The sequence below is a fragment of the Lonsdalea populi genome, assembly GCF_015999465.1.
GTDB lineage: Bacteria > Pseudomonadota > Gammaproteobacteria > Enterobacterales > Enterobacteriaceae > Lonsdalea > Lonsdalea populi.
This window is the reverse complement of record NZ_CP065534.1, coordinates 3,201,022-3,220,031: the sequence shown is the minus strand read 5'-3', so window position 1 is coordinate 3,220,031 and position 19,010 is coordinate 3,201,022. Positions and strand designations below refer to the sequence as shown.

18 protein-coding genes and 2 tRNA genes are annotated in these 19,010 nt (G+C 51.2%); 17 read left to right on the top strand and 3 right to left on the bottom strand.

The genetic code is table 11. The features are described 5' to 3' along the window. Window positions 1-89 precede the first annotated feature (89 nt). Entirely contained in the window at window positions 90-479 is a 390-nt protein-coding gene (locus tag I6N93_RS14095; RefSeq protein WP_085688465.1) for a DNA-binding protein, read from the top strand. 235 nt (window positions 480-714) lie between these two features. Next, on the top strand, window positions 715-1,110 hold the full coding sequence (locus tag I6N93_RS14090; protein ID WP_085688436.1) for a DNA-binding protein: 396 nt from the start codon (window positions 715-717) through the stop codon (window positions 1,108-1,110). Here the strand turns inward: I6N93_RS14090 and ispB are convergent. Then, complete coding sequence (ispB, locus tag I6N93_RS14085; protein ID WP_085688434.1) at window positions 1,095-2,066, bottom strand: octaprenyl diphosphate synthase; 972 nt, start codon at window positions 2,064-2,066, stop codon at window positions 1,095-1,097. The genes I6N93_RS14090 and ispB overlap by 16 nt on opposite strands. A 257-nt stretch (window positions 2,067-2,323) precedes the next feature. Between ispB and rplU the strand changes: the two genes are divergently transcribed. The 4 genes from rplU (at window position 2,324) to cgtA (ending at window position 5,389) form a co-directional block, all read left to right on the top strand. Continuing rightward, the gene (rplU, locus tag I6N93_RS14080) at window positions 2,324-2,635 is read left to right on the top strand and encodes a 50S ribosomal protein L21 (protein WP_026739627.1); all 312 of its coding nucleotides are present in this window, start codon (window positions 2,324-2,326) and stop codon (window positions 2,633-2,635) included. A gap of 18 nt (window positions 2,636-2,653) precedes the next feature. Further along, window positions 2,654-2,911, top strand: coding sequence for a 50S ribosomal protein L27 (gene rpmA, locus I6N93_RS14075; protein WP_026739628.1), 258 nt, complete (start codon window positions 2,654-2,656; stop codon window positions 2,909-2,911). A 93-nt stretch (window positions 2,912-3,004) separates the two neighbouring features. Continuing rightward, on the top strand, window positions 3,005-3,970 hold the full coding sequence (locus tag I6N93_RS14070; protein ID WP_085688432.1) for a DMT family transporter: 966 nt from the start codon (window positions 3,005-3,007) through the stop codon (window positions 3,968-3,970). Between the two features lie 243 nt (window positions 3,971-4,213). Next, the gene (cgtA, locus tag I6N93_RS14065) at window positions 4,214-5,389 is read left to right on the top strand and encodes an Obg family GTPase CgtA (protein WP_085688430.1); all 1,176 of its coding nucleotides are present in this window, start codon (window positions 4,214-4,216) and stop codon (window positions 5,387-5,389) included. A 102-nt stretch (window positions 5,390-5,491) separates the two neighbouring features. Here cgtA and dacB read toward each other — a convergent pair whose 3' ends face one another. Then, the gene (dacB, locus tag I6N93_RS14060; protein ID WP_085688429.1) at window positions 5,492-6,925 is read right to left on the bottom strand and encodes a serine-type D-Ala-D-Ala carboxypeptidase; all 1,434 of its coding nucleotides are present in this window, start codon (window positions 6,923-6,925) and stop codon (window positions 5,492-5,494) included. A gap of 266 nt (window positions 6,926-7,191) precedes the next feature. Between dacB and greA the strand changes: the two genes are divergently transcribed. Next, the gene (gene greA, locus I6N93_RS14055) at window positions 7,192-7,668 is read left to right on the top strand and encodes a transcription elongation factor GreA (RefSeq protein WP_085651598.1); all 477 of its coding nucleotides are present in this window, start codon (window positions 7,192-7,194) and stop codon (window positions 7,666-7,668) included. 117 nt (window positions 7,669-7,785) lie between these two features. On the opposite strand, the gene yhbY is transcribed toward greA, so the two are convergent. Then, window positions 7,786-8,079, bottom strand: a complete 294-nt coding sequence (yhbY, locus tag I6N93_RS14050) for a ribosome assembly RNA-binding protein YhbY (protein WP_085688427.1) — start codon at window positions 8,077-8,079, stop codon at window positions 7,786-7,788. 142 nt (window positions 8,080-8,221) lie between these two features. On the opposite strand from yhbY, the gene rlmE reads away from it, so the two are divergent. The 10 genes from rlmE to infB all read left to right on the top strand — a co-directional run bounded on the left by rlmE (window position 8,222) and on the right by infB (window position 18,978). Further along, on the top strand, window positions 8,222-8,851 hold the full coding sequence (gene rlmE / locus I6N93_RS14045; protein WP_085651600.1) for a 23S rRNA (uridine(2552)-2'-O)-methyltransferase RlmE: 630 nt from the start codon (window positions 8,222-8,224) through the stop codon (window positions 8,849-8,851). A 47-nt stretch (window positions 8,852-8,898) separates the two neighbouring features. Further along, window positions 8,899-10,845 carry an ATP-dependent zinc metalloprotease FtsH gene (gene ftsH, locus I6N93_RS14040; RefSeq protein WP_085688425.1) on the top strand — a complete coding sequence of 649 codons (1,947 nt, stop codon included), beginning with the start codon at window positions 8,899-8,901 and terminating at the stop codon, window positions 10,843-10,845. A gap of 132 nt (window positions 10,846-10,977) precedes the next feature. After that, entirely contained in the window at window positions 10,978-11,811 is an 834-nt protein-coding gene (gene folP / locus I6N93_RS14035; protein WP_085688423.1) for a dihydropteroate synthase, read from the top strand. 3 nt (window positions 11,812-11,814) lie between these two features. Continuing rightward, window positions 11,815-13,155, top strand: coding sequence for a phosphoglucosamine mutase (gene glmM, locus I6N93_RS14030; RefSeq protein WP_085688421.1), 1,341 nt, complete (start codon window positions 11,815-11,817; stop codon window positions 13,153-13,155). Between the two features lie 302 nt (window positions 13,156-13,457). Continuing rightward, complete coding sequence (secG, locus tag I6N93_RS14025) at window positions 13,458-13,790, top strand: preprotein translocase subunit SecG (RefSeq protein ID WP_085688420.1); 333 nt, start codon at window positions 13,458-13,460, stop codon at window positions 13,788-13,790. A gap of 54 nt (window positions 13,791-13,844) precedes the next feature. Beyond that, window positions 13,845-13,932, top strand: a tRNA-Leu gene (locus I6N93_RS14020). 59 nt (window positions 13,933-13,991) lie between these two features. Then, window positions 13,992-14,068 (top strand) — tRNA-Met (locus tag I6N93_RS14015). Window positions 14,069-14,282: 214 nt separating this feature from the next. Next, window positions 14,283-14,735, top strand: a complete 453-nt coding sequence (rimP, locus tag I6N93_RS14010) for a ribosome maturation factor RimP (RefSeq protein ID WP_139829935.1) — start codon at window positions 14,283-14,285, stop codon at window positions 14,733-14,735. Window positions 14,736-14,756: 21 nt separating this feature from the next. Beyond that, the gene (nusA, locus tag I6N93_RS14005) at window positions 14,757-16,247 is read left to right on the top strand and encodes a transcription termination factor NusA (RefSeq protein WP_085688417.1); all 1,491 of its coding nucleotides are present in this window, start codon (window positions 14,757-14,759) and stop codon (window positions 16,245-16,247) included. Between the two features lie 25 nt (window positions 16,248-16,272). After that, window positions 16,273-18,978, top strand: coding sequence for a translation initiation factor IF-2 (gene infB, locus I6N93_RS14000; protein ID WP_085688415.1), 2,706 nt, complete (start codon window positions 16,273-16,275; stop codon window positions 18,976-18,978). Window positions 18,979-19,010 lie beyond the last annotated feature (32 nt).

The window sequence follows — 19,010 nt, the reverse complement described above, 5'->3', positions numbered from 1 at the left end:
AATATATCATCAGTTTTCTAATTATTTCCAAAATTATTTCCTAATAAATCTTTTTTTGTAATGAGTAGCACTATCGGGATGAAATGGACATGAAAAAAGAGTGGTTTGCGACCAGCGAGTTGGTTGGCATCGGCGGACTCCCTAAATCACGGCAAGGATTGAATAAACGTGCCCGAGAAGATGGTTGGGAAAAACGTCGCAGAAAAGGTGTGCAAGGACGAGGTGTTGAATATTCAATACACAGCTTGCCTGACTCCGTACAGCAGTCTTTATTGCTAATGCAGGAAACACCCGGAGAATATTCAGCGAAGCCATCGGATATGCTGCCGGTGTGGATGCAGATATATCAACAGCTTTCAGTCTCTGAACGCGAAAAGTTGATTAGCTACATCATGCGGGAAGGTGTTTATGCAACTCTTAAGCAGTTAGGGTTATGCCCACCTTCTACCTCACCCGTTACAAACGAAACCTCTGAATGATCTTTCTGCCATTCCTGCGGGAATGGCAGCGCTTCTTGTGCTTATCCCCTTGTTAATCCCTGCCTGATTCCTCGATTTGTACTGCACCAACGCATTACGTCTCTTCTTATGTTTAATGATTAGAGCTTTCCTTTATGTTGATCTATTATGTGGAAACTTTATGTAATCTGGGTGCCTGTTATCGCTCGGTTTGGAATCGTTAAGCAGGGAATGTCAGGCCAACTAGGAGGGATGTATGGACAAAAAGTGGTTTGCGACAAAAGAATTGTTGGGTGTAGCTGGATTACCGACGTCCAGGCAGGGGCTGAATAAGAAGGCGAAAGAAAGCGGCTGGGAGAAACGGCGTCGTAAAGGTGTACAGGGGAAAGGCGTGGAATACGCTATCTGGAGCTTACCCGACAGCGTTAAGCACTCGCTGATGATGGAGGAGTCACCTATCCCAGAATATACCACACCGGCAGAGACTGAATTATTGTCGACGTGGATACAGGTTTATCACCAGTTAACGGGAAGCGAACGTTCGCTACTGATAAATCATATTCTGCATGAAGGTGCTCTGGCGATGTTGACTCGCCTTGGCAGCTTGCAGCAAGCGAGCGATGCCCAAGCGAGCGATCAGAACTCTCGCTGAACGGCTAAATGCGCCAACCCTTCTAAAGCCAGGCGATAGGGCGTTTCTGGCAGACACTGCAGCGCGCTGATTGCTTTGTCTGCTTCTTCTTCCGCCCGCTGACGGGTATAGCCGAGCGAGCCGCATTCCTGCATCGCGGTAAGAACCGGTGCCAGCAGATGACGACCGTTGCCCTGTTCAATCGCCTCGCGGATCATGGCGCTTTGTTCAGGGTTGCCATGGCGCATGGCATGCAGCAGCGGTAGGGTAGGCTTGCCTTCGTTAAGGTCGTCACCGGTATTTTTGCCCAGCGTTTCGCCATCTGCGCTGTAATCCAGCAAATCGTCTATCAGTTGGAATGCCGTTCCCAAATAGCGTCCGTAGTCCTTTAACGCCCTCTCTTGCTCTGTGGTAGCACCTGCCAGAATAGCGGAAGACTGAGAGGCTGCTTCGAATAAGCGTGCCGTTTTGCTGTAGATCACGCGCATATAGCTGTCCTCGGTGATATTGGGATCGTTACAGTTCATCAACTGCAGCACTTCGCCTTCCGCGATGACGTTGACCGCATCGGACATCACCGTGAGAACCTGCAGTGAGCCAAGACTCGTCATCATCTGAAAGGCCCGCGTATAGATGAAGTCGCCGACTAATACGCTAGCAGCGTTGCCAAAGGCGGCGTTTGCCGTCGCTTTTCCTCGACGCATGTCGGATTCGTCGACAACGTCGTCATGCAGCAGGGTAGCGGTATGGATGAATTCGATTAGCGCCGCAACGGTAACGTGCTTGTCACCCTGATAGGCCAAAGCCTTGGCTGCCAGAACAGCAATCATCGGCCGAATACGTTTTCCGCCGCCGCTGACAATGTAATGGCCTAACTGATTGATAAGCGCGACATCGGAGGAAAGATGTTCCAGGATCGTAGTATTAACGGCGGACATATCCTGGGAGCTTAACGCTGTGATTTGTTCTAGATTCATTGTTTCTGCCAGCTGATTTCTTCAACGCTATCGCCGTTCTGCTGTTCTAGAACGGCGTTAAATAAGAAAAGGTTGTATTGATTGTACTTGAAAAATGACGCAGATAAACGGCAGTTAATGGCTTGTATCCTTTTTCTTCATGTTGCTTAATTCTGCACTTGTCATGCCTCATCTTTTTGCGTAGAATTCGCGCCCTATTGTGAATATTTGTAGCGCACTTCCAAAATCAATAGGGTGCGCGGAAAGCGGAGTTTTATATGTACGCAGTTTTCCAAAGTGGTGGTAAACAACACCGAGTAAGCGAAGGCCAGACCGTTCGCTTGGAAAAGCTGGATATCGCAACTGGTGAAGCCGTTGAGTTTGACCAGGTTCTGATGATCGCTAATGGTGAAGACATCAAAATCGGCGTTCCTTACGTTGATGGCGGTAAAATCAAGGCTGAGGTTGTTGCTCACGGTCGTGGCGAGAAAGTTAAAATCGTTAAGTTCCGTCGCCGTAAACACTACCGTAAACAAGCTGGTCACCGTCAGTGGTTCACTGAGGTGAAGATCACCGGCATCAGCGCTTAAGTCTTAGGAGAGCGAATAATGGCACATAAAAAAGCTGGCGGTTCCACTCGTAACGGCCGTGACTCAGAAAGCAAACGCTTGGGCGTAAAACGTTTCGGCGGTGAATCCGTTCTGGCAGGCAGCATCATCGTTCGTCAGCGTGGTACTAAGTTCCATGCAGGTACTAACGTTGGTTGTGGTAAAGACCACACGTTGTTTGCACTGTCTAACGGTAAAGTTCAGTTCGAAATCAAAGGCCCTAAAAACCGTAAATTTATCAGCATTGTCGCTGAATAATTACAGTTTCTAAGTCTTTTAAAAGCCCTGCACACGTTGCAGGGCTTTTTTCGTTTGGCAATACTGTAAACATCATCTGCTGCGGATAACACCATGAAACAGAATGGAGGCTTGGGGCTTTGTCTGGCTGTGACTACCGCTGTTTGCTGGGGCGCTTTGCCCATCGCCATGAAGCAGGTTCTGAGTGTTATGGATCCGTATACCGTCGTCTGGTATCGATTTTTAATGGCATCATTTGGGCTCTTCCTCCTTCTGTACTTTAAAGGAGCAATGCCCCGATTTCGTTTGTTACGGCGTCGGCGTTGGTGGATATTGCTTCTGATCGCAACGTGCGGTCTGCTGGGCAACTTTGTTCTATTCAGCTCGTCATTAAAATATCTCAGCCCTACGGCTTCTCAAGTTATCGGCCAGCTCTCCCCGGTCGGGATGATGTTCGCCAGCGTACTCATTCTGAAAGAAAAAATGCGTGTCACTCAGGTGATTGGTGCGGTTACGTTGCTGAGTGGTCTGATAATGTTCTTCAACACCAGCCTGATTGAGATTTTTACCCGACTGAGTGACTACACGTTAGGCGTGTTATTAGGTGTAGGTGCCGCGATGGTCTGGGTGACTTACGGGGTAGCGCAAAAAGTGCTCCTACGGCGCTTGTCATCCCAGCAACTCCTGTTTCTGCTTTATATACTGTGCGTAATTTTCATTACACCGGTAGCAAAGCCTGGCGTCTTGTTTCAACTAAGTCTTTGGCAACTGGTGTGCTTGTTGTTTTGTGGCGTGAACACGGTTGTCGGGTATGGCGCGCTGGCAGAGGCGATGGCGCGTTGGCAGGCGGCTCAGGTCAGCGCCATTATTACGCTGACGCCCTTGTTTACACTGATGTTTTCCGATTTATTAGCATTAGGATGGCCCGCGGTATTTGCGCCTCTCGCGCTAAATTTTATCGGTTACTTCGGTGCATTTGCGGTTGTGGCGGGGGCGATGTTCTCCGCGGTTGGACACCGTTTTTTCCAGGTAAAACAGCAGGTAAGCGAAGTGCCTGGCATCAACACCGACAGCAAATAAGTCGGCTTGGGGGTTAGTCCAGACGGTTTGTGGCGACTGTTTATTTTTAATACAGGTGAAATCTTCGCGCTAAGCAGGTACAATCAGCGCCCATTTTACCTTGATGGTTCTGACTGCGTCGTTTTCAGTGACGGATGGCTATAACTGCTGTCCTTTATAAAATCAAAGAGTTACGCCTAAGAGAGCCAATAACAGTTTAAAAAAGTCAATTATTCTCTATTGGTTTTTTTGCGGAGAGAGTTCATGAAGTTTGTAGATGAAGCCAACATTCTCGTGGTGGCTGGCGATGGTGGCAATGGTTGTGTCAGTTTCCGCCGTGAAAAATATATCCCTAACGGCGGGCCTGATGGTGGAGACGGCGGCGATGGCGGCGACGTCTATCTCGTTGCCGATGAGAACCTGAACACCCTGATCGACTATCGCTTTGAAAAATCGTTTCGCGCTGAACGCGGTCAGAATGGTCAAAGCCGCGACTGCACCGGCAAACGAGGTAAGGATATCACCATCAAAGTGCCCGTCGGGACGCGTATTAAAGATACCGGGACGGGTGAAATCCTGGGCGATATGACCCGCCATCAGCAACGCCTGATGGTCGCGAAGGGCGGGTGGCATGGTTTGGGTAATACCCGCTTTAAATCTTCTGTTAACCGGGCGCCTCGGCAAAAAACCAACGGCACGCCGGGTGAAGAGCGCGAGCTGCTGATGGAGCTGCTGCTGCTGGCTGATGTGGGGATGTTGGGGTTGCCGAATGCGGGTAAATCTACGTTCATTCGAGCCGTCTCTGCGGCTAAACCTAAGGTTGCGGATTATCCGTTTACGACTCTGGTCCCGAGCCTTGGCGTTGTGCGTATGGACAGCGAGCAAAGCTTTGTCGTCGCTGATATACCGGGTCTGATTGAAGGCGCTTCCGAAGGCGCAGGTCTGGGTATTCGCTTCCTTAAACATTTGGAACGTTGCCGCGTGCTGCTTCACCTGATTGATCTGGCGCCGATTGACGAATCAGATCCGATTGAAAATGCGAAAGTCATCATCAACGAGCTTCATCAGTATAGCGAAACGCTGGCTGAGAAACCCCGTTGGTTGGTGTTCAACAAAAGCGACCTGCTGGACAAAGCTGAAGCGGAGAAACGCGCGCGTGATATCGCCGCCGCGCTGGCCTGGGAAGGTAATTACTACCTGATCTCTGCTGCCAGCCGTGACGGCGTCAATGCGCTCTGCTGGGATGTTATGAGCTTCCTGAGGACTCAACCGAAAATGCAGGCGGAAGAAGAGAAAGCGACGCCTGAAAAAGTGGAGTTCATGTGGGATGACTATCATCGTGAACAGCTTGAAACGGTGAAAGACAAAGCGGAAGAAGAGTGGGACGATGACTGGGACGAAGAAGATGACAACGGTGTGGAAATTATCTACCAGCATTAAGCCTGACGTTGTGCACGAATAAGAAAATTTTGCTTGTTGTATCAATTACCCTTGTCTGCTCAGGCAGATAGGGGTGTTTTTTATTAAGGCTTGCCGCAAGCCTTAATTGTTCTGATAAATATCTTTGTAGAGTCTGCTCTCAAAACGCACCAGAGGAACTCGACGCGTTTTTGGGTCATCGGCGGAGTAGCCGGAAAGATACTGTACAAAGGCCATTCTCTGACCGCTGGCGGTCGTGATGAAACCGGCCAGATTGTATACGCCCTGCAATGCTCCCGTTTTTGCTGAAACCTTGCCGTCAACGCCCGCTTCATGCAATCCGCCTCGATAGCGAAGCGTACCGTCATATCCCGCCAGTGGCAGCATCTTAATATAGTTCAACTCGTTATCGTGCTGAGCGATGTATTGCAGCACCTGCATCATGGTTGCGGGCGCAAGCAGGTTGTGACGAGACAAACCCGAACCATCCACGACGACACTGTTGCCAAGGTCGACGCCGGCTTTTTGACGCAAAATCTGGCGCACCGCATCTGAGCCAGCACGCCAGGTGCCAGGGACATTAAATCGGTTATGCCCAATGGTACGAAATACCGTATCCGCGATCATGTTGTCCGACTTTTTCAGCATGATGGTCAGCAATTCATGCAAAGAATCAGACTGCGTTTGCGCCAGAACCGTCCCCGTTAATCCCGGCCGAGTTTGTCTGCGCAGGCTGCCACCGATACGGATATCCGCTTCCAGTAACTCATCCTTGACGATAGCGCCGGCATAGCTGCCGCCATCCTGAATGGCAAATGCCAGGGGGAGGGGATCTGAACGCTGCGTCAAACATCCGGTAAGCGTAAAGCGATTCAGCTCCCCCGGGACAACATCAAGTTCGCAGTATTGCGCGTCGGGCGAGCCTTTCGCTAGCGTTCTGACTTCGCTGAACATCTGAACGGGGTAATAAGAGGCGACGCGGATGAAAGCATTGTCACCGGGATTTGGGGCGCTGTAGAGGGACACCGAGAAGCAGTTCCGATCGACGATGGCAGCGGCCGGAGGGGCACTAAAGCATTGCGTCATATCGTTCCATGGCCACCCGGGTGCTTTATCGTGGCTCGCGAATACGGAGGTATCGATCAGCACATTGCCAGCAATTTCGCGGATACCATTTTTTTTCAATACCTGTACCATGGAACGAATCTGCTGGCGTTTTAACGTCGGATCGCCGCTGAAGCGCACAATCAGATTTCCACGCAAAACGCCGTTACTGACCGAGCCTGTGCTTTCTATCGTGGTGGTAAATCGAAAGTCAGGACCGAGTTGGAGTAGTGCCGCCAATGCAGTAATGACTTTTTGTGTGCTGGCCGGGAGCGCCATTTGTTGGCTGCGATAATCAAGCGTGGGAGATGGCGCCCCTACTCTCTGCATCACCAACGCCAGATTAGCGCCGTCAGGCAGGTATTGTATATAGTCCTCTACCGGGGCGGTAGCCGAGGCAGTATGCAGAATACAGGTGCAGAGAAGGCCGGTAGCAATAGATAAGAAACGCATAATCTCGGTAAGCACAGGGTAACGTGTGGCAATACTACGACCCAAGGTGGGCTAAAGTAAACGATGATCCCCATGGAACTCTGGGGTAAAATACGTATCAAAATGCAAAACCGAGTCTGCCCTGGAAAAAACTATTTCCGGGTAGGCCGCTTTTGCTTGAATTGTCAGGGTGCGCTGCAGAAAAAAGACACCCCGTCGCATTTTATTCTATCGCGTCAGGAAGACGGTGATTTAAGTCCTATGGATTTTTAGAGGTATAGACAAATATGAAACAGTTTCCGATGACGTTACGTGGTGCTGAAAAGTTACGCGAAGAGCTTGAACATCTGAAAATGGTTCGCCGGCCGGAAATCATTTCGGCGATCGCCGACGCTCGCGAACATGGCGACCTGAAAGAAAATGCGGAATACCACGCAGCCCGTGAACAGCAAGGGTTCTGCGAAGGACGTATACAGGAAATTGAAGCGAAGCTTTCAAACGCTCAGGTGATCGACGTCACTAAAATGGCGGCTAACGGCCGTGTTATTTTCGGCTCCACTGTCACTGTTATGAATGTTGATACGGAAGAAGAACAGACCTATCGCATCGTCGGTGATGATGAGGCAGACTTCAAACAAAACTTGATTTCGGTGAACTCGCCTATCGCGCGCGGTTTAATCGGCAAAGAAGAAGACGACATTGTTGCCATCAATACCCCCGGGGGACTGGTGGAATATGAGATTCTGAAGGTTGAGTATCTCTGATCGCTTGAAATATCAACAGTATTTGTAAAGAAAAGCAAAAGGCCGCATGCGGCCTTTTCTCTTACCAGAGGTCATGGCACTTTGCAGTCAATACAAGGTAACCTGAGGTTAGCAATGTTATCGCGGCAATACGATCTTCCGTTCTTTAGCGGCACGATAGAGCACTAACGTGTGGCCGATGACCTGGACTTTAACGGCTTTGGCTTCGCGCAGAATTGCTTCGACGACTAACCCTTTGGTTTCACGATCCTCAGTGGCGATTTTTACCTTTATCAGTTCGTGATGCTCTAAAGCCTGCTCGATCTCAGCCAGTACACCTTCGGTAAGGCCATTGTTGCCTAATAGGACAACCGGTTTTAATGGATGTGCCAAGCCTTTCAGGTGCTGTTTTTGTTTGTTACTCAGATTCATGGTTTTTTTGCTTAGGTTGGGATTGAAAACGGGTCATTCTACCGCCATCTCATCATTATCACCATTGTAGAGTGGGTGGCTGGCTCTCAATGAGACATTCGGTTCGACAAAAGCGCCTTAATTAAGAATAGTTGGAAAATAGATGGCTAACAAAAAGCGTTCTGCGAGTTCCAGTCGCTGGTTGCAGGAACACTTTAGCGATAAATATGTGCAGCAAGCGCAGAAAAAAGGGCTTCGCTCACGCGCTTGGTTTAAACTTGACGAAATACAGCAGAGCGACAGACTGTTCAAACCCGGTATGACCGTGGTGGACCTGGGGGCTGCCCCGGGGGGGTGGTCGCAGTATGTTGTCAGCCAGATTGGCGGCAAAGGGCGTATTATAGCCTGTGATCTTTTGCCGATGGACCCGATTGTTGGCGTCGATTTTCTTCAAGGCGATTTCCGCGATGAATTAGTGCTTAAGGCCTTGTTGGAAAGGGTCGGAGATCAGAAAGTTCAGGTGGTGATGTCCGACATGGCCCCTAACATGAGCGGTACTCCGGCAGTCGATATCCCGCGTTCTATGTATCTAGTGGAGCTTGCGCTGGAGATGTGTCGAGATATCTTGGCTCCGGGCGGCAGTTTCGTCGTTAAAGTATTTCAGGGAGAAGGCTTTGACGAGTATTTGCGTGAAGTGCGATCCCTGTTTACGACGGTGAAGACGCGTAAGCCTGAATCCTCCCGGGCCAGGTCCCGCGAGGTGTACATTGTAGCGACAGGGCGTAAACTGTAGTACCCTTACGCTATTTTTTAACACAGTTGTAATATGAGGTTAATCCCTTGAGTGACATGGCGAAAAACCTGATTCTCTGGCTAGTCATCGCAGTTGTGCTGATGTCTGTGTTCCAGAGCTTTGGGCCCAGCGAGTCGAATGGCCGTAGGGTGGATTATTCAACCTTTTTAACTGAAGTGAATCAGGATCAGGTCCGTGAAGCACGAATCAATGGGCGTGAGATCACTGTGGTCAAAAAAGACAGCAACCGATACACGACCTATATTCCTGTCAACGATCCCAAGTTGCTGGATAACCTTCTGACTAAAAACGTAAAAGTCGTTGGAGAACCCCCTGAAGAACCTAGCCTGCTGGCTTCGATCTTTATCTCGTGGTTCCCGATGCTTCTGCTGATTGGCGTCTGGATATTCTTCATGCGTCAAATGCAGGGCGGCGGTGGCAAAGGCGCCATGTCGTTCGGCAAAAGCAAGGCACGCATGCTCACCGAAGATCAAATCAAAACAACGTTCGCGGACGTTGCGGGCTGTGATGAGGCCAAAGAAGAAGTGGCCGAGCTGGTTGAGTATCTGCGTGAGCCGAGCCGCTTCCAGAAGTTGGGCGGCAAGATTCCGAAAGGCGTATTGATGGTCGGTCCTCCGGGTACCGGTAAAACTTTGTTGGCGAAAGCCATCGCGGGCGAAGCTAAAGTTCCATTCTTCACGATTTCCGGCTCTGATTTCGTAGAAATGTTCGTGGGCGTGGGCGCATCCCGTGTTCGCGACATGTTCGAGCAAGCTAAAAAAGCCGCGCCGTGCATCATCTTTATCGATGAAATCGATGCTGTAGGTCGTCAGCGCGGCGCGGGTTTGGGCGGCGGTCACGACGAACGTGAACAAACTCTGAACCAGATGCTGGTGGAAATGGACGGCTTTGAGGGTAACGAAGGTATTATCGTTATCGCTGCGACGAACCGCCCTGACGTGCTCGATCCAGCATTGCTGCGTCCCGGTCGTTTTGACCGCCAGGTGGTTGTCGGCCTGCCGGATGTCCGTGGACGTGAACAGATTCTAAAAGTCCACATGCGTCGCGTTCCACTGTCACCGGATATCGATGCGTCCGTAATTGCTCGCGGCACACCTGGTTTCTCCGGTGCCGATCTGGCTAATCTGGTTAACGAAGCTGCTTTGTTCGCCGCACGCGGCAGCAAGCGCGTCGTCTCCATGGTCGAGTTCGAGAAAGCCAAAGATAAGATCATGATGGGTGCAGAACGCCGCTCTATGGTGATGACGGAAGCTCAAAAAGAGTCGACTGCCTATCACGAAGCGGGTCATGCCATCATCGGACGTCTAGTGCCAGAGCACGATCCCGTTCATAAAGTAACCATCATCCCACGTGGCCGCGCACTGGGCGTAACTTTCTTCCTGCCGGAGGGCGATGCCATTAGCGCCAGCCGTCAGAAGCTGGAAAGTCAGATTTCTACGCTGTACGGCGGTCGTTTGGCTGAAGAGATCATTTACGGTTCTGAACATGTTTCTACCGGCGCTTCCAACGACATCAAGGTTGCGACATCTATTGCCCGCAACATGGTGACGCAGTGGGGCTTCTCTGAAAAACTCGGGCCGTTACTGTATGCAGAAGAAGAAGGGGAAGTCTTCCTCGGACGCTCTGTGGCTAAAGCGAAACATATGTCTGACGAAACGGCCCGCATCATCGATCAGGAAGTGAAGGCATTGATCGAACGTAACTATCAGCGCGCTCGCGAACTGCTGATGGCAAATATGGATATCTTGCATTCCATGAAGGATGCATTAATGAAATATGAAACCATCGATGCACCGCAGATCGATGATCTGATGGGGCGTAAAGATGTTCGTCCGCCAGCTGGCTGGGAAGAACCCTCGGCCAACAATAACAACTCTGACGATAGCGGAACGCCGAATGCGCCGACCCCGGTTGATGAACCGGAGAAGCCTAGCACCGGCAACGCTATGTCAGGGCCGTTGAGCGACAAGTAAGCGCGGTGTGACAGCGTGTTGTTGAAATTGACACCAGTAGTTCATAAACCCCGGCTTGCCGGGGTTTTTTGCTGATTACGTCCAGGCATAACGATAACGGCATGGGCGGGCTGTGGTTTTGAGGAAGAAGGAATGAAATTGAACGCTCGGGGATCGATTATCGATCTCTCCTGCCCGCAGGTGATGGGCATCCTGAATGTGACGCCGGATTCGTTCTCCGACGGCGGTCAACATAACACGTTGGATAAAGCCTTGTTTCATGCTCAAGATATGATCGTGGCTGGCGCGACGTTTATTGATGTTGGCGGTGAGTCAACGCGGCCTGGTGCGGATGAAGTCAGCGTTGCGGAAGAGCTGGATCGAGTGGCGCCCGTCGTAGAAGCGTTATCGCAGCGTTTTGACGTCTGGATATCGGTCGACACCTCAAAACCGGACGTCATCACAGCCGCCGCCGCCGCTGGCGCGCATCTCATTAACGATGTTCGATCTTTGCAGGAGCCTGGTGCGCTGGATGCCGCTGCTGCGACCCAACTTCCCGTGTGCCTGATGCACATGCAGGGATTGCCGCAAACGATGCAACAAGCCCCGCATTACGATGACCTGATGAAAGATGTTTTCACCTTCTTTGAGCATCATCTTGGCCGCTGTATCGCTGCAGGAATTCCGCGCGAGCAAATATTACTCGACCCTGGATTTGGGTTCGGCAAAAACCTGCAGCATAACTATAGCCTGTTGGCTCAGATGGAGAGTCTGCATCAATTTGGTTTACCGCTGTTGGTAGGGATGTCCAGAAAATCAATGATTGGCCAACTGCTTAACGTTCCCCCTAAGGAACGTGTTCATGGCAGTGTCGCCTGTGCAGTAATCGCTGCGCTAAAGGGAGCCCGAATTATTCGAGTTCATGACGTAAAAGCAACCGTGGACGCTATGCGTGTTGTTGAAGCTACACTTTCAGCTAAGGAATAAAAGATGACGGGCAGCCGTAAATATTTTGGTACTGACGGTATTCGTGGCAAAGTCGGTGACTCTCCCATAACCCCCGATTTCGTATTGAAGCTGGGCTGGGCGGCCGGAAAGGTTTTGGCACGACATGGCTCCAGAAAGATCATCATAGGTAAAGACACCCGAATTTCGGGTTATATGCTCGAATCTGCATTGGAAGCGGGTTTAGCTGCCGCGGGGTTGTCCGCGTCCTTTACCGGACCGATGCCCACGCCGGCTGTCGCCTACCTGACTCGCACCTTCAGGGCTGAAGCCGGTATCGTGATCTCTGCCTCCCATAACCCATTTTACGACAACGGCATTAAGTTCTTTTCCATTGACGGCACTAAATTGCCTGACGAAGTTGAAGAAGCGATTGAAGCTGAGATGGAAAAAACCATCACCTGCGTTGAATCTTCTGAACTCGGTAAGGCAAGCCGTATTGTGGATGCGGCGGGTCGTTATATTGAATTCTGCAAAGGAACGTTTCCCAGCGAGCTTAATCTTAATGGTCTTAAAATCGTGGTGGATTGCGCCAACGGCGCGACTTATCACATTGCTCCCAGCGTACTGAGAGAGTTGGGTGCGACGGTGATCACGATTGGTTGTAATCCCAACGGAATGAACATCAATGAAGAGTGCGGCGCGACGGATGTAAAACAGCTTCAGAGTCGGGTTGTCGAGGAAAAGGCCGATGTGGGCTTGGCCTTTGACGGCGATGGCGATCGCCTGATTATGGTCGACCATCAGGGTAACAAAGTCGATGGCGACCAAATCCTGTATATCATCGCACGCGAGGGATTACGTCAGGGCCAGCTCCGCGGCGGCGCCGTCGGTACGCTGATGAGCAATATGGGCCTGGAGCTTGCTTTGAAACAGCTTGGCATTCCCTTTGCTAGGGCGAAGGTCGGGGACCGATATGTCTTAGAACTAATGCAGTCCAAAGGTTGGCGTATTGGCGCTGAAAATTCAGGCCACGTCATCCTGCTGGATAAAACGACCACCGGTGACGGTATTATCGCGGGGTTGCAGGTATTGACCGCAATGGCCCGCAACCACATGACTTTGCACGATTTGTGTAGCGGGATGAAACTGTTCCCTCAGGTGCTGGTCAACGTCCGCTTCGTCGGCGAACATGATCCGCTGGAAAGCGACGAGGTCAAACAGGCCGCGCTGGATGCGGAGTCACAGCTCGGCGGCCGAGGTCGTGTTCTGTTACGTAAGTCGGGCACCGAACCGCTAATTCGTGTCATGGTGGAAGGTGAAGATGAGGCTACAGTGGCTTCTTTCGCTAATGCGATTGCCGACGCAGTGAAAGCAGTAGGCTAAATTTCACCTTTGGAATGGTGATGCCATCGGCGAAATTCGTGTATTCGTCGATGGCGTTTAATATTCTTATTATCAGCCAGATAGCTAAAGTATCCGCGGAGATGTCAATCCCGTCGCCGATTTTTTCCCCAATCAATCATCGCAAGCCAAATTAGCCTTGCTTAGACAGAATGCTTTAGTTAGTATTCAAACCCGCTTTATATGGGATAGCTTCTGTATTCCGACTGCGGATAGCGAGCGGTTAAGCCGCAAGAATTCAGCATCCTCATGAAAGAATTGGGGATAAAGTAATAGGTACATCTATGTACGAAGCGCTTTTAGTTATTTTCCTGCTCGTATCTATTGGTCTGGTTGTATTGATCATGCTGCAGCAAGGTAAAGGTGCCGATATGGGTGCCTCGTTCGGGGCGGGCGCGTCGGCTACTCTGTTTGGCTCAAACGGCTCCGGCAATTTCATGACCCGTACAACGGCTGTTCTGGCAACGCTGTTCTTTGTCATCAGTCTTATTCTGGGCAATATGAGCTCAAATCACAGCCCAAAAGGCAGTGAGTGGGAAAGTTTAAGTCAGCCTGAACCGGCTAAATCTCAGCAGAATACGGCACCAGCTATGCCGTCGAGCGATATTCCCAAGTAATACAGCGCGACCCGGCAACAGATATTGTTGCCAGCATTAAAAGTAAGAAGCGATGCCGAGGTGGTGGAATTGGTAGACACGCTACCTTGAGGTGGTAGTGCCCAAATTGGGCTTACGGGTTCAAGTCCCGTCCTCGGTACCAATCCTAGAGATAACTTGTTTTTTTGCGGTTATCGGCGTAGTATTTGCCACGTTTTCGGACGCGGGGTGGAGCAGCCTGGTAGCTCGTCGGGCTCATAACCCGAAGGTCGTCGGTTCAAATCCGGCCCCCGCAACCAACTAACTTTCCTGCAGGTTTTCTTTCAAAGCTGTTCAGTAAGTTTCTATTGATTCCACAGTCGGTTTTGAAAGAATTCTTAATGGAAAGTTGTACTGCGGTTATCCGTGGTAATAGGGTCCAGTTGCATAAAGCCCCGTATATCGGGGTTTTTTGTTATCTGACAACAGAATTACTGGGCTATTAAGCCCTTTTTTTATGTCTTGGGGGTGGGCTTGTCCACATTAGAGCAAAAGTTAACAGAGATGATTTCAGCACCCGTTGCAGCATTAGGCTTTGAGCTGGTGGGCATTGAGTTCGTCCGGGGTCGCCATTCGACGCTGCGTATCTATATTGATAGTGACGATGGGATCACTGTTGATGATTGTGCTGATGTCAGCCATCAGGTCAGTGCGGTGCTGGATGTTGAAGATCCGATCATCGTGGCCTATAACCTGGAAGTATCTTCGCCAGGTCTGGATCGTCCTTTATTCACGGCCGAACACTACATACGTTTCCTCGGTGAAGAAGTGAGTCTGGTATTGCGTATGGCTGTCCAGAACCGCCGTAAATGGCAGGGAATAATCAAAGCCGTTGAAGGTGAGATGATCATGGTAACGGTGGAAGGCAAAGATGAAGTGTTCGCGCTGAGCAACATCCAGAAAGCGAATCTGGTACCCCACTTTTAAAGTTTGGATGAGGCAACTAGGATGAACAAAGAGATTCTGGCTGTTGTTGAAGCAGTTTCCAATGAGAAAGCTGTTCCGCGTGAAAAGATTTTCGAAGCATTGGAAATCGCACTGGCAACGGCAACCAAGAAAAAATACGAGCAGGAAATTGACGTGCGTGTCTGCATCGACCGTAAAACCGGCGATTTTGATACGTTCCGCCGTTGGGTCGCCGTAAATGAAGTGACTCAACCCACCCGCGAGATTACGCTGGAAGCAGCGCAATTTGAAGACCCGAGCATTGAGCTGGGCGGCTACGTTGAAGATCAGATTGAATCTGTCACCTTTGACCGTATCACAACCCAAACCGCCAAGCAGGTTATCGTACAGAAAGTGCGTGAAGCCGAGCGAGCCATGGTAGTCGAGCAGTTCCGTGAGCAAGAAGGCGAGATCGTCACCGGCGTGGTCAAGAAAGTCACCCGCGATAACATCGCTCTGGATCTTGGCAGCAACGCCGAAGCGGTTATCGGCCGTGAAGATATGCTGCCGCGCGAAAACTTTCGCCCTGGCGACCGCATTCGCGGCGTACTGTATGCGGTTCGTCCCGAAGCGCGAGGCGCTCAGCTGTTCGTCAGCCGCTCACGCTCGGAAATGCTGATCGAACTGTTCCGTATCGAAGTACCCGAAATTGGTGAAGAAGTTATCGAAATTAAAGCTGCCGCTCGCGATCCGGGCTCACGCGCTAAAATTGCCGTTAAGACCAACGACAAACGTATCGATCCAGTCGGTGCCTGTGTGGGGATGCGCGGCGCGCGCGTCCAGGCCGTTTCCAGTGAACTGGGCGGTGAGCGTATCGATATCGTCCTGTGGGATGACAATCCAGCCCAGTTCGTCATTAACGCCATGGCGCCAGCAGATGTTGCCTCCATCGTGGTAGATGAAGACAATCACACCATGGACATCGCCGTAGAGTCTGGAAATCTGGCTCAGGCAATCGGTCGCAACGGTCAGAACGTTCGCTTGGCATCACAGCTCAGCGGCTGGGAATTGAACGTGATGACAATCGAAGACCTGCAGGCCAAGCACCAGGCCGAAGCGCATGCTGCGATTGATGTCTTCACCAAGCATCTGAGCATCGACGAAGAGTTCGCAACCGTTCTGGTAGAAGAAGGTTTCTCTACCTTAGAAGAGCTGGCCTATGTGCCGATAAAAGAACTCCTTGAAATCGACGGGCTGGATGAAGAAACGATTGAAGCGCTGCGTGACCGTGCGAAGGCAGCGTTGACCACATTGGCGTTGGCCCGCGAGGAAAGTCTCGGTAACGGCCAGCCAGCTGAGGATTTGCTAAACCTGCCTGGTTTGTCCCGTGAGCTGGCGTTTGCTCTGGCTGCACGCGGCGTATGTACGCTGGAAGATCTTGCTGAGCAGGGTGTCGATGATCTGACAGATATTGAAGAGCTTGATGAGAAGCAAGCGGGTGAGCTGATTATGGCCGCGCGCAATATCTGTTGGTTTGGCGACAACAACGAATAACGAACTGTAGCAGGAAAGGAACAGCATGACAGATGTAACCGTAAAATCGCTGGCCGCAGAGATTCAGACTCCGGTTGACCGCCTGATACAGCAGTTTGCTGATGCCGGTATAACCAAGTCCGCATCAGATTCTGTGACCCAGCATGAGAAAGAGAGTTTGCTGGCGCACCTGAACCGTGAACGCGGTAGTGCGCCAGGAAAACTGACGCTGCAGCGCAAAACACGCAGTACATTGAATGTTCCAAGTACCGGTGGTAAGAGTAAAGCGGTACAGATCGAAGTCCGCAAGAAACGCACTTATGTAAAACGTGATTCTCTCGATGGTCAGCAGACCTCCGAAGAAGAGCTGGCGCGGCGTGAAGCGGAAGAACAGGCACAACGCGCTGCTGAAGAGCAGACTAAACGCGAGGCTGAAGAAAAAGCCCAGCGCGAAGCTGCTGAAAAAGCGAAGCGCGCTGCTGAAGAGCAAGCCAAACGTGAGGCCGCCGACAAAGCTGAGCGCGACGGAGCGGAAAAAGAAAAAGTGACCAATCAACAAAACAACACCATGACCAAACCAGCGCAGGCTGAGAAAGCGCGTCGCGAAGCCGAAGCAGCAGAGCTTAAGCGCAAAGCGGAAGAAGCAGCACGCCAGAAGGTTGAAGAAGAAGCCCGTCGCGTTGCAGAAGAAGCTCGCCGCATGGCCGAAGAAAACGCCGGTCGTTGGGAAAATCAGAAAGACGAAACCGAAACTTCTGACTACCACGTAACGACGTCTCATCACGCCCGTGAAGCCGAAGATGAAAACGATCGTAAGGTTGAAGGCGAACGTCGTGCCCGCACTCGCGGCGGTAAAGCGACCAAGCAGAAGAAAGGCAACCGCCTGTCTGAATCCAAAGCCGATCGCGAGGAAGCTCGCGCCGTGACTCGCGGTGGTAAAGGCAAACGTAAACCCAGTACACTGCAGCAGAGCTTTAACAAGCCTGCCCAGGCGGTGAACCGCGATGTCGTGATTGGCGAAACGGTGACGGTGGCTGAACTGGCGAACAAGATGGCCGTTAAAGGCTCTCAGGTCATCAAAACGATGATGCGTCTGGGGGCAATGGCGACCATCAACCAGGTTATCGATCAGGAAACGGCTCAGCTTGTTGCTGAAGAAATGGGGCACAAAGTGATTCTGCGCCGTGAAAATGAGCTGGAAGAAGCGCTGATGAGCGATCGTGATACTGGCGCCGCTGCCGAACCGCGTGCGCCTGTCGTCACTATCATGGGTCATGTCGACCACGGTAAAACGTCGCTGCTCGACTATATCCGCTCTACCAAAGTCGCTTCCGGCGAAGCGGGTGGTATTACTCAGCACATTGGTGCATATCACGTAGAAACCGACAACGGCATGATTACCTTCCTGGATACCCCGGGACACGCCGCGTTTACTGCAATGCGTGCACGTGGTGCGCAGGCGACAGATATCGTCGTTCTGGTTGTTGCCGCAGATGATGGCGTGATGCCGCAGACTATCGAAGCTATTCAGCATGCCAAAGCGGCTAAAGTGCCGGTGGTGGTTGCCGTGAACAAAATCGATAAGCCGGAAGCCGATCCGGACCGCGTCAAAACCGAACTGTCTCAGCACGGCATCATGCCTGAAGACTGGGGCGGCGAAAGCCAGTTCGTACACGTCTCTGCTAAATCGGGGACGGGTATCGATGAACTGCTGGATGCCATTCTGCTGCAGTCAGAAGTGCTGGAGCTGAAGGCTATCCGCAACGGTATGGCAAGCGGCGCGGTTATCGAATCCTTCCTGGATAAAGGTCGTGGTCCGGTTGCCACAGTCCTGGTTCGTGAAGGGACCTTGAACAAAGGCGATATCGTCCTGTGTGGCTTCGAGTATGGTCGTGTTCGTGCGATGCGTGACGAATTGGGGCGTGAAGTTGCCTCCGCGGGTCCGTCCATTCCTGTCGAAATCCTGGGCTTGTCCGGCGTGCCGGCAGCTGGTGACGAAGCAACAGTGGTGCGGGACGAGAAGAAAGCTCGTGAAGTGGCACTCTATCGTCAGGGGAAATTCCGCGAAGTTAAACTGGCTCGCCAGCAGAAATCCAAACTGGAAAACATGTTTGCGAACATGAGTGAAGGCGAAGTTTCTGAACTGAACATTGTGTTGAAGTCTGACGTTCAGGGTTCTTGCGAAGCGATTTCCGACTCTCTGATGAAGCTGTCCACCGACGAAGTAAAAGTCAAAATTGTGGGCTCCGGCGTGGGTGGGATTACTGAAACCGACGCTACGCTGGCTGCGGCATCCAACGCTATCCTGCTGGGCTTTAACGTGCGTGCAGACGCTTCCGCTCGTCGAGTCGTTGAAACAGAAAGTCTGGATTTGCGTTACTACTCTGTCATCTATGACCTGATTGATGAAGTGAAGCAGGCGATGAGCGGTATGTTGGCACCTGAGTACAAACAGGAAATCATTGGTCTGGCTGAAGTTCGTGACGTGTTCAAATCACCGAAATTCGGCGCAATCGCAGGCTGTATGGTGACCGAGGGTGTGGTTAAACGTCATAACCCGATCCGAGTACTGCGTGATAACGTCGTTATCTACGAAGGCGAGCTGGAATCTCTGCGTCGTTTCAAAGATGACGTCAACGAAGTTCGTAACGGTATGGAATGTGGTATCGGTGTGAAGAACTACAACGATGTTCGCTCCGGCGATATGATTGAAGTATTTGAAATTATTGAGATTAAACGCTCTATTGCGTAATGCTTCCATCACCACATCATTCTATTTTTCCG

Excerpts from the sequence above, each read along its gene's own strand:
- I6N93_RS14095 (WP_085688465.1), top strand. The coding sequence starts at position 90 with ATGAAAAAAGAGTGGTTTGCGACCAGCGAGTTGGTTGGCATCGGCGGA.
- I6N93_RS14090 (WP_085688436.1), top strand. The coding sequence starts at position 715 with ATGGACAAAAAGTGGTTTGCGACAAAAGAATTGTTGGGTGTAGCTGGA.
- ispB (WP_085688434.1), bottom strand. The coding sequence starts at position 2,066 with ATGAATCTAGAACAAATCACAGCGTTAAGCTCCCAGGATATGTCCGCC.
- rplU (WP_026739627.1), top strand. The coding sequence starts at position 2,324 with ATGTACGCAGTTTTCCAAAGTGGTGGTAAACAACACCGAGTAAGCGAA.
- rpmA (WP_026739628.1), top strand. The coding sequence starts at position 2,654 with ATGGCACATAAAAAAGCTGGCGGTTCCACTCGTAACGGCCGTGACTCA.
- I6N93_RS14070 (WP_085688432.1), top strand. The coding sequence starts at position 3,005 with ATGAAACAGAATGGAGGCTTGGGGCTTTGTCTGGCTGTGACTACCGCT.
- cgtA (WP_085688430.1), top strand. The coding sequence starts at position 4,214 with ATGAAGTTTGTAGATGAAGCCAACATTCTCGTGGTGGCTGGCGATGGT.
- dacB (WP_085688429.1), bottom strand. The coding sequence starts at position 6,925 with ATGCGTTTCTTATCTATTGCTACCGGCCTTCTCTGCACCTGTATTCTG.
- greA (WP_085651598.1), top strand. The coding sequence starts at position 7,192 with ATGAAACAGTTTCCGATGACGTTACGTGGTGCTGAAAAGTTACGCGAA.
- yhbY (WP_085688427.1), bottom strand. The coding sequence starts at position 8,079 with ATGAATCTGAGTAACAAACAAAAACAGCACCTGAAAGGCTTGGCACAT.
- rlmE (WP_085651600.1), top strand. The coding sequence starts at position 8,222 with ATGGCTAACAAAAAGCGTTCTGCGAGTTCCAGTCGCTGGTTGCAGGAA.
- folP (WP_085688423.1), top strand. The coding sequence starts at position 10,978 with ATGAAATTGAACGCTCGGGGATCGATTATCGATCTCTCCTGCCCGCAG.
- glmM (WP_085688421.1), top strand. The coding sequence starts at position 11,815 with ATGACGGGCAGCCGTAAATATTTTGGTACTGACGGTATTCGTGGCAAA.
- secG (WP_085688420.1), top strand. The coding sequence starts at position 13,458 with ATGTACGAAGCGCTTTTAGTTATTTTCCTGCTCGTATCTATTGGTCTG.
- nusA (WP_085688417.1), top strand. The coding sequence starts at position 14,757 with ATGAACAAAGAGATTCTGGCTGTTGTTGAAGCAGTTTCCAATGAGAAA.
- infB (WP_085688415.1), top strand. The coding sequence starts at position 16,273 with ATGACAGATGTAACCGTAAAATCGCTGGCCGCAGAGATTCAGACTCCG.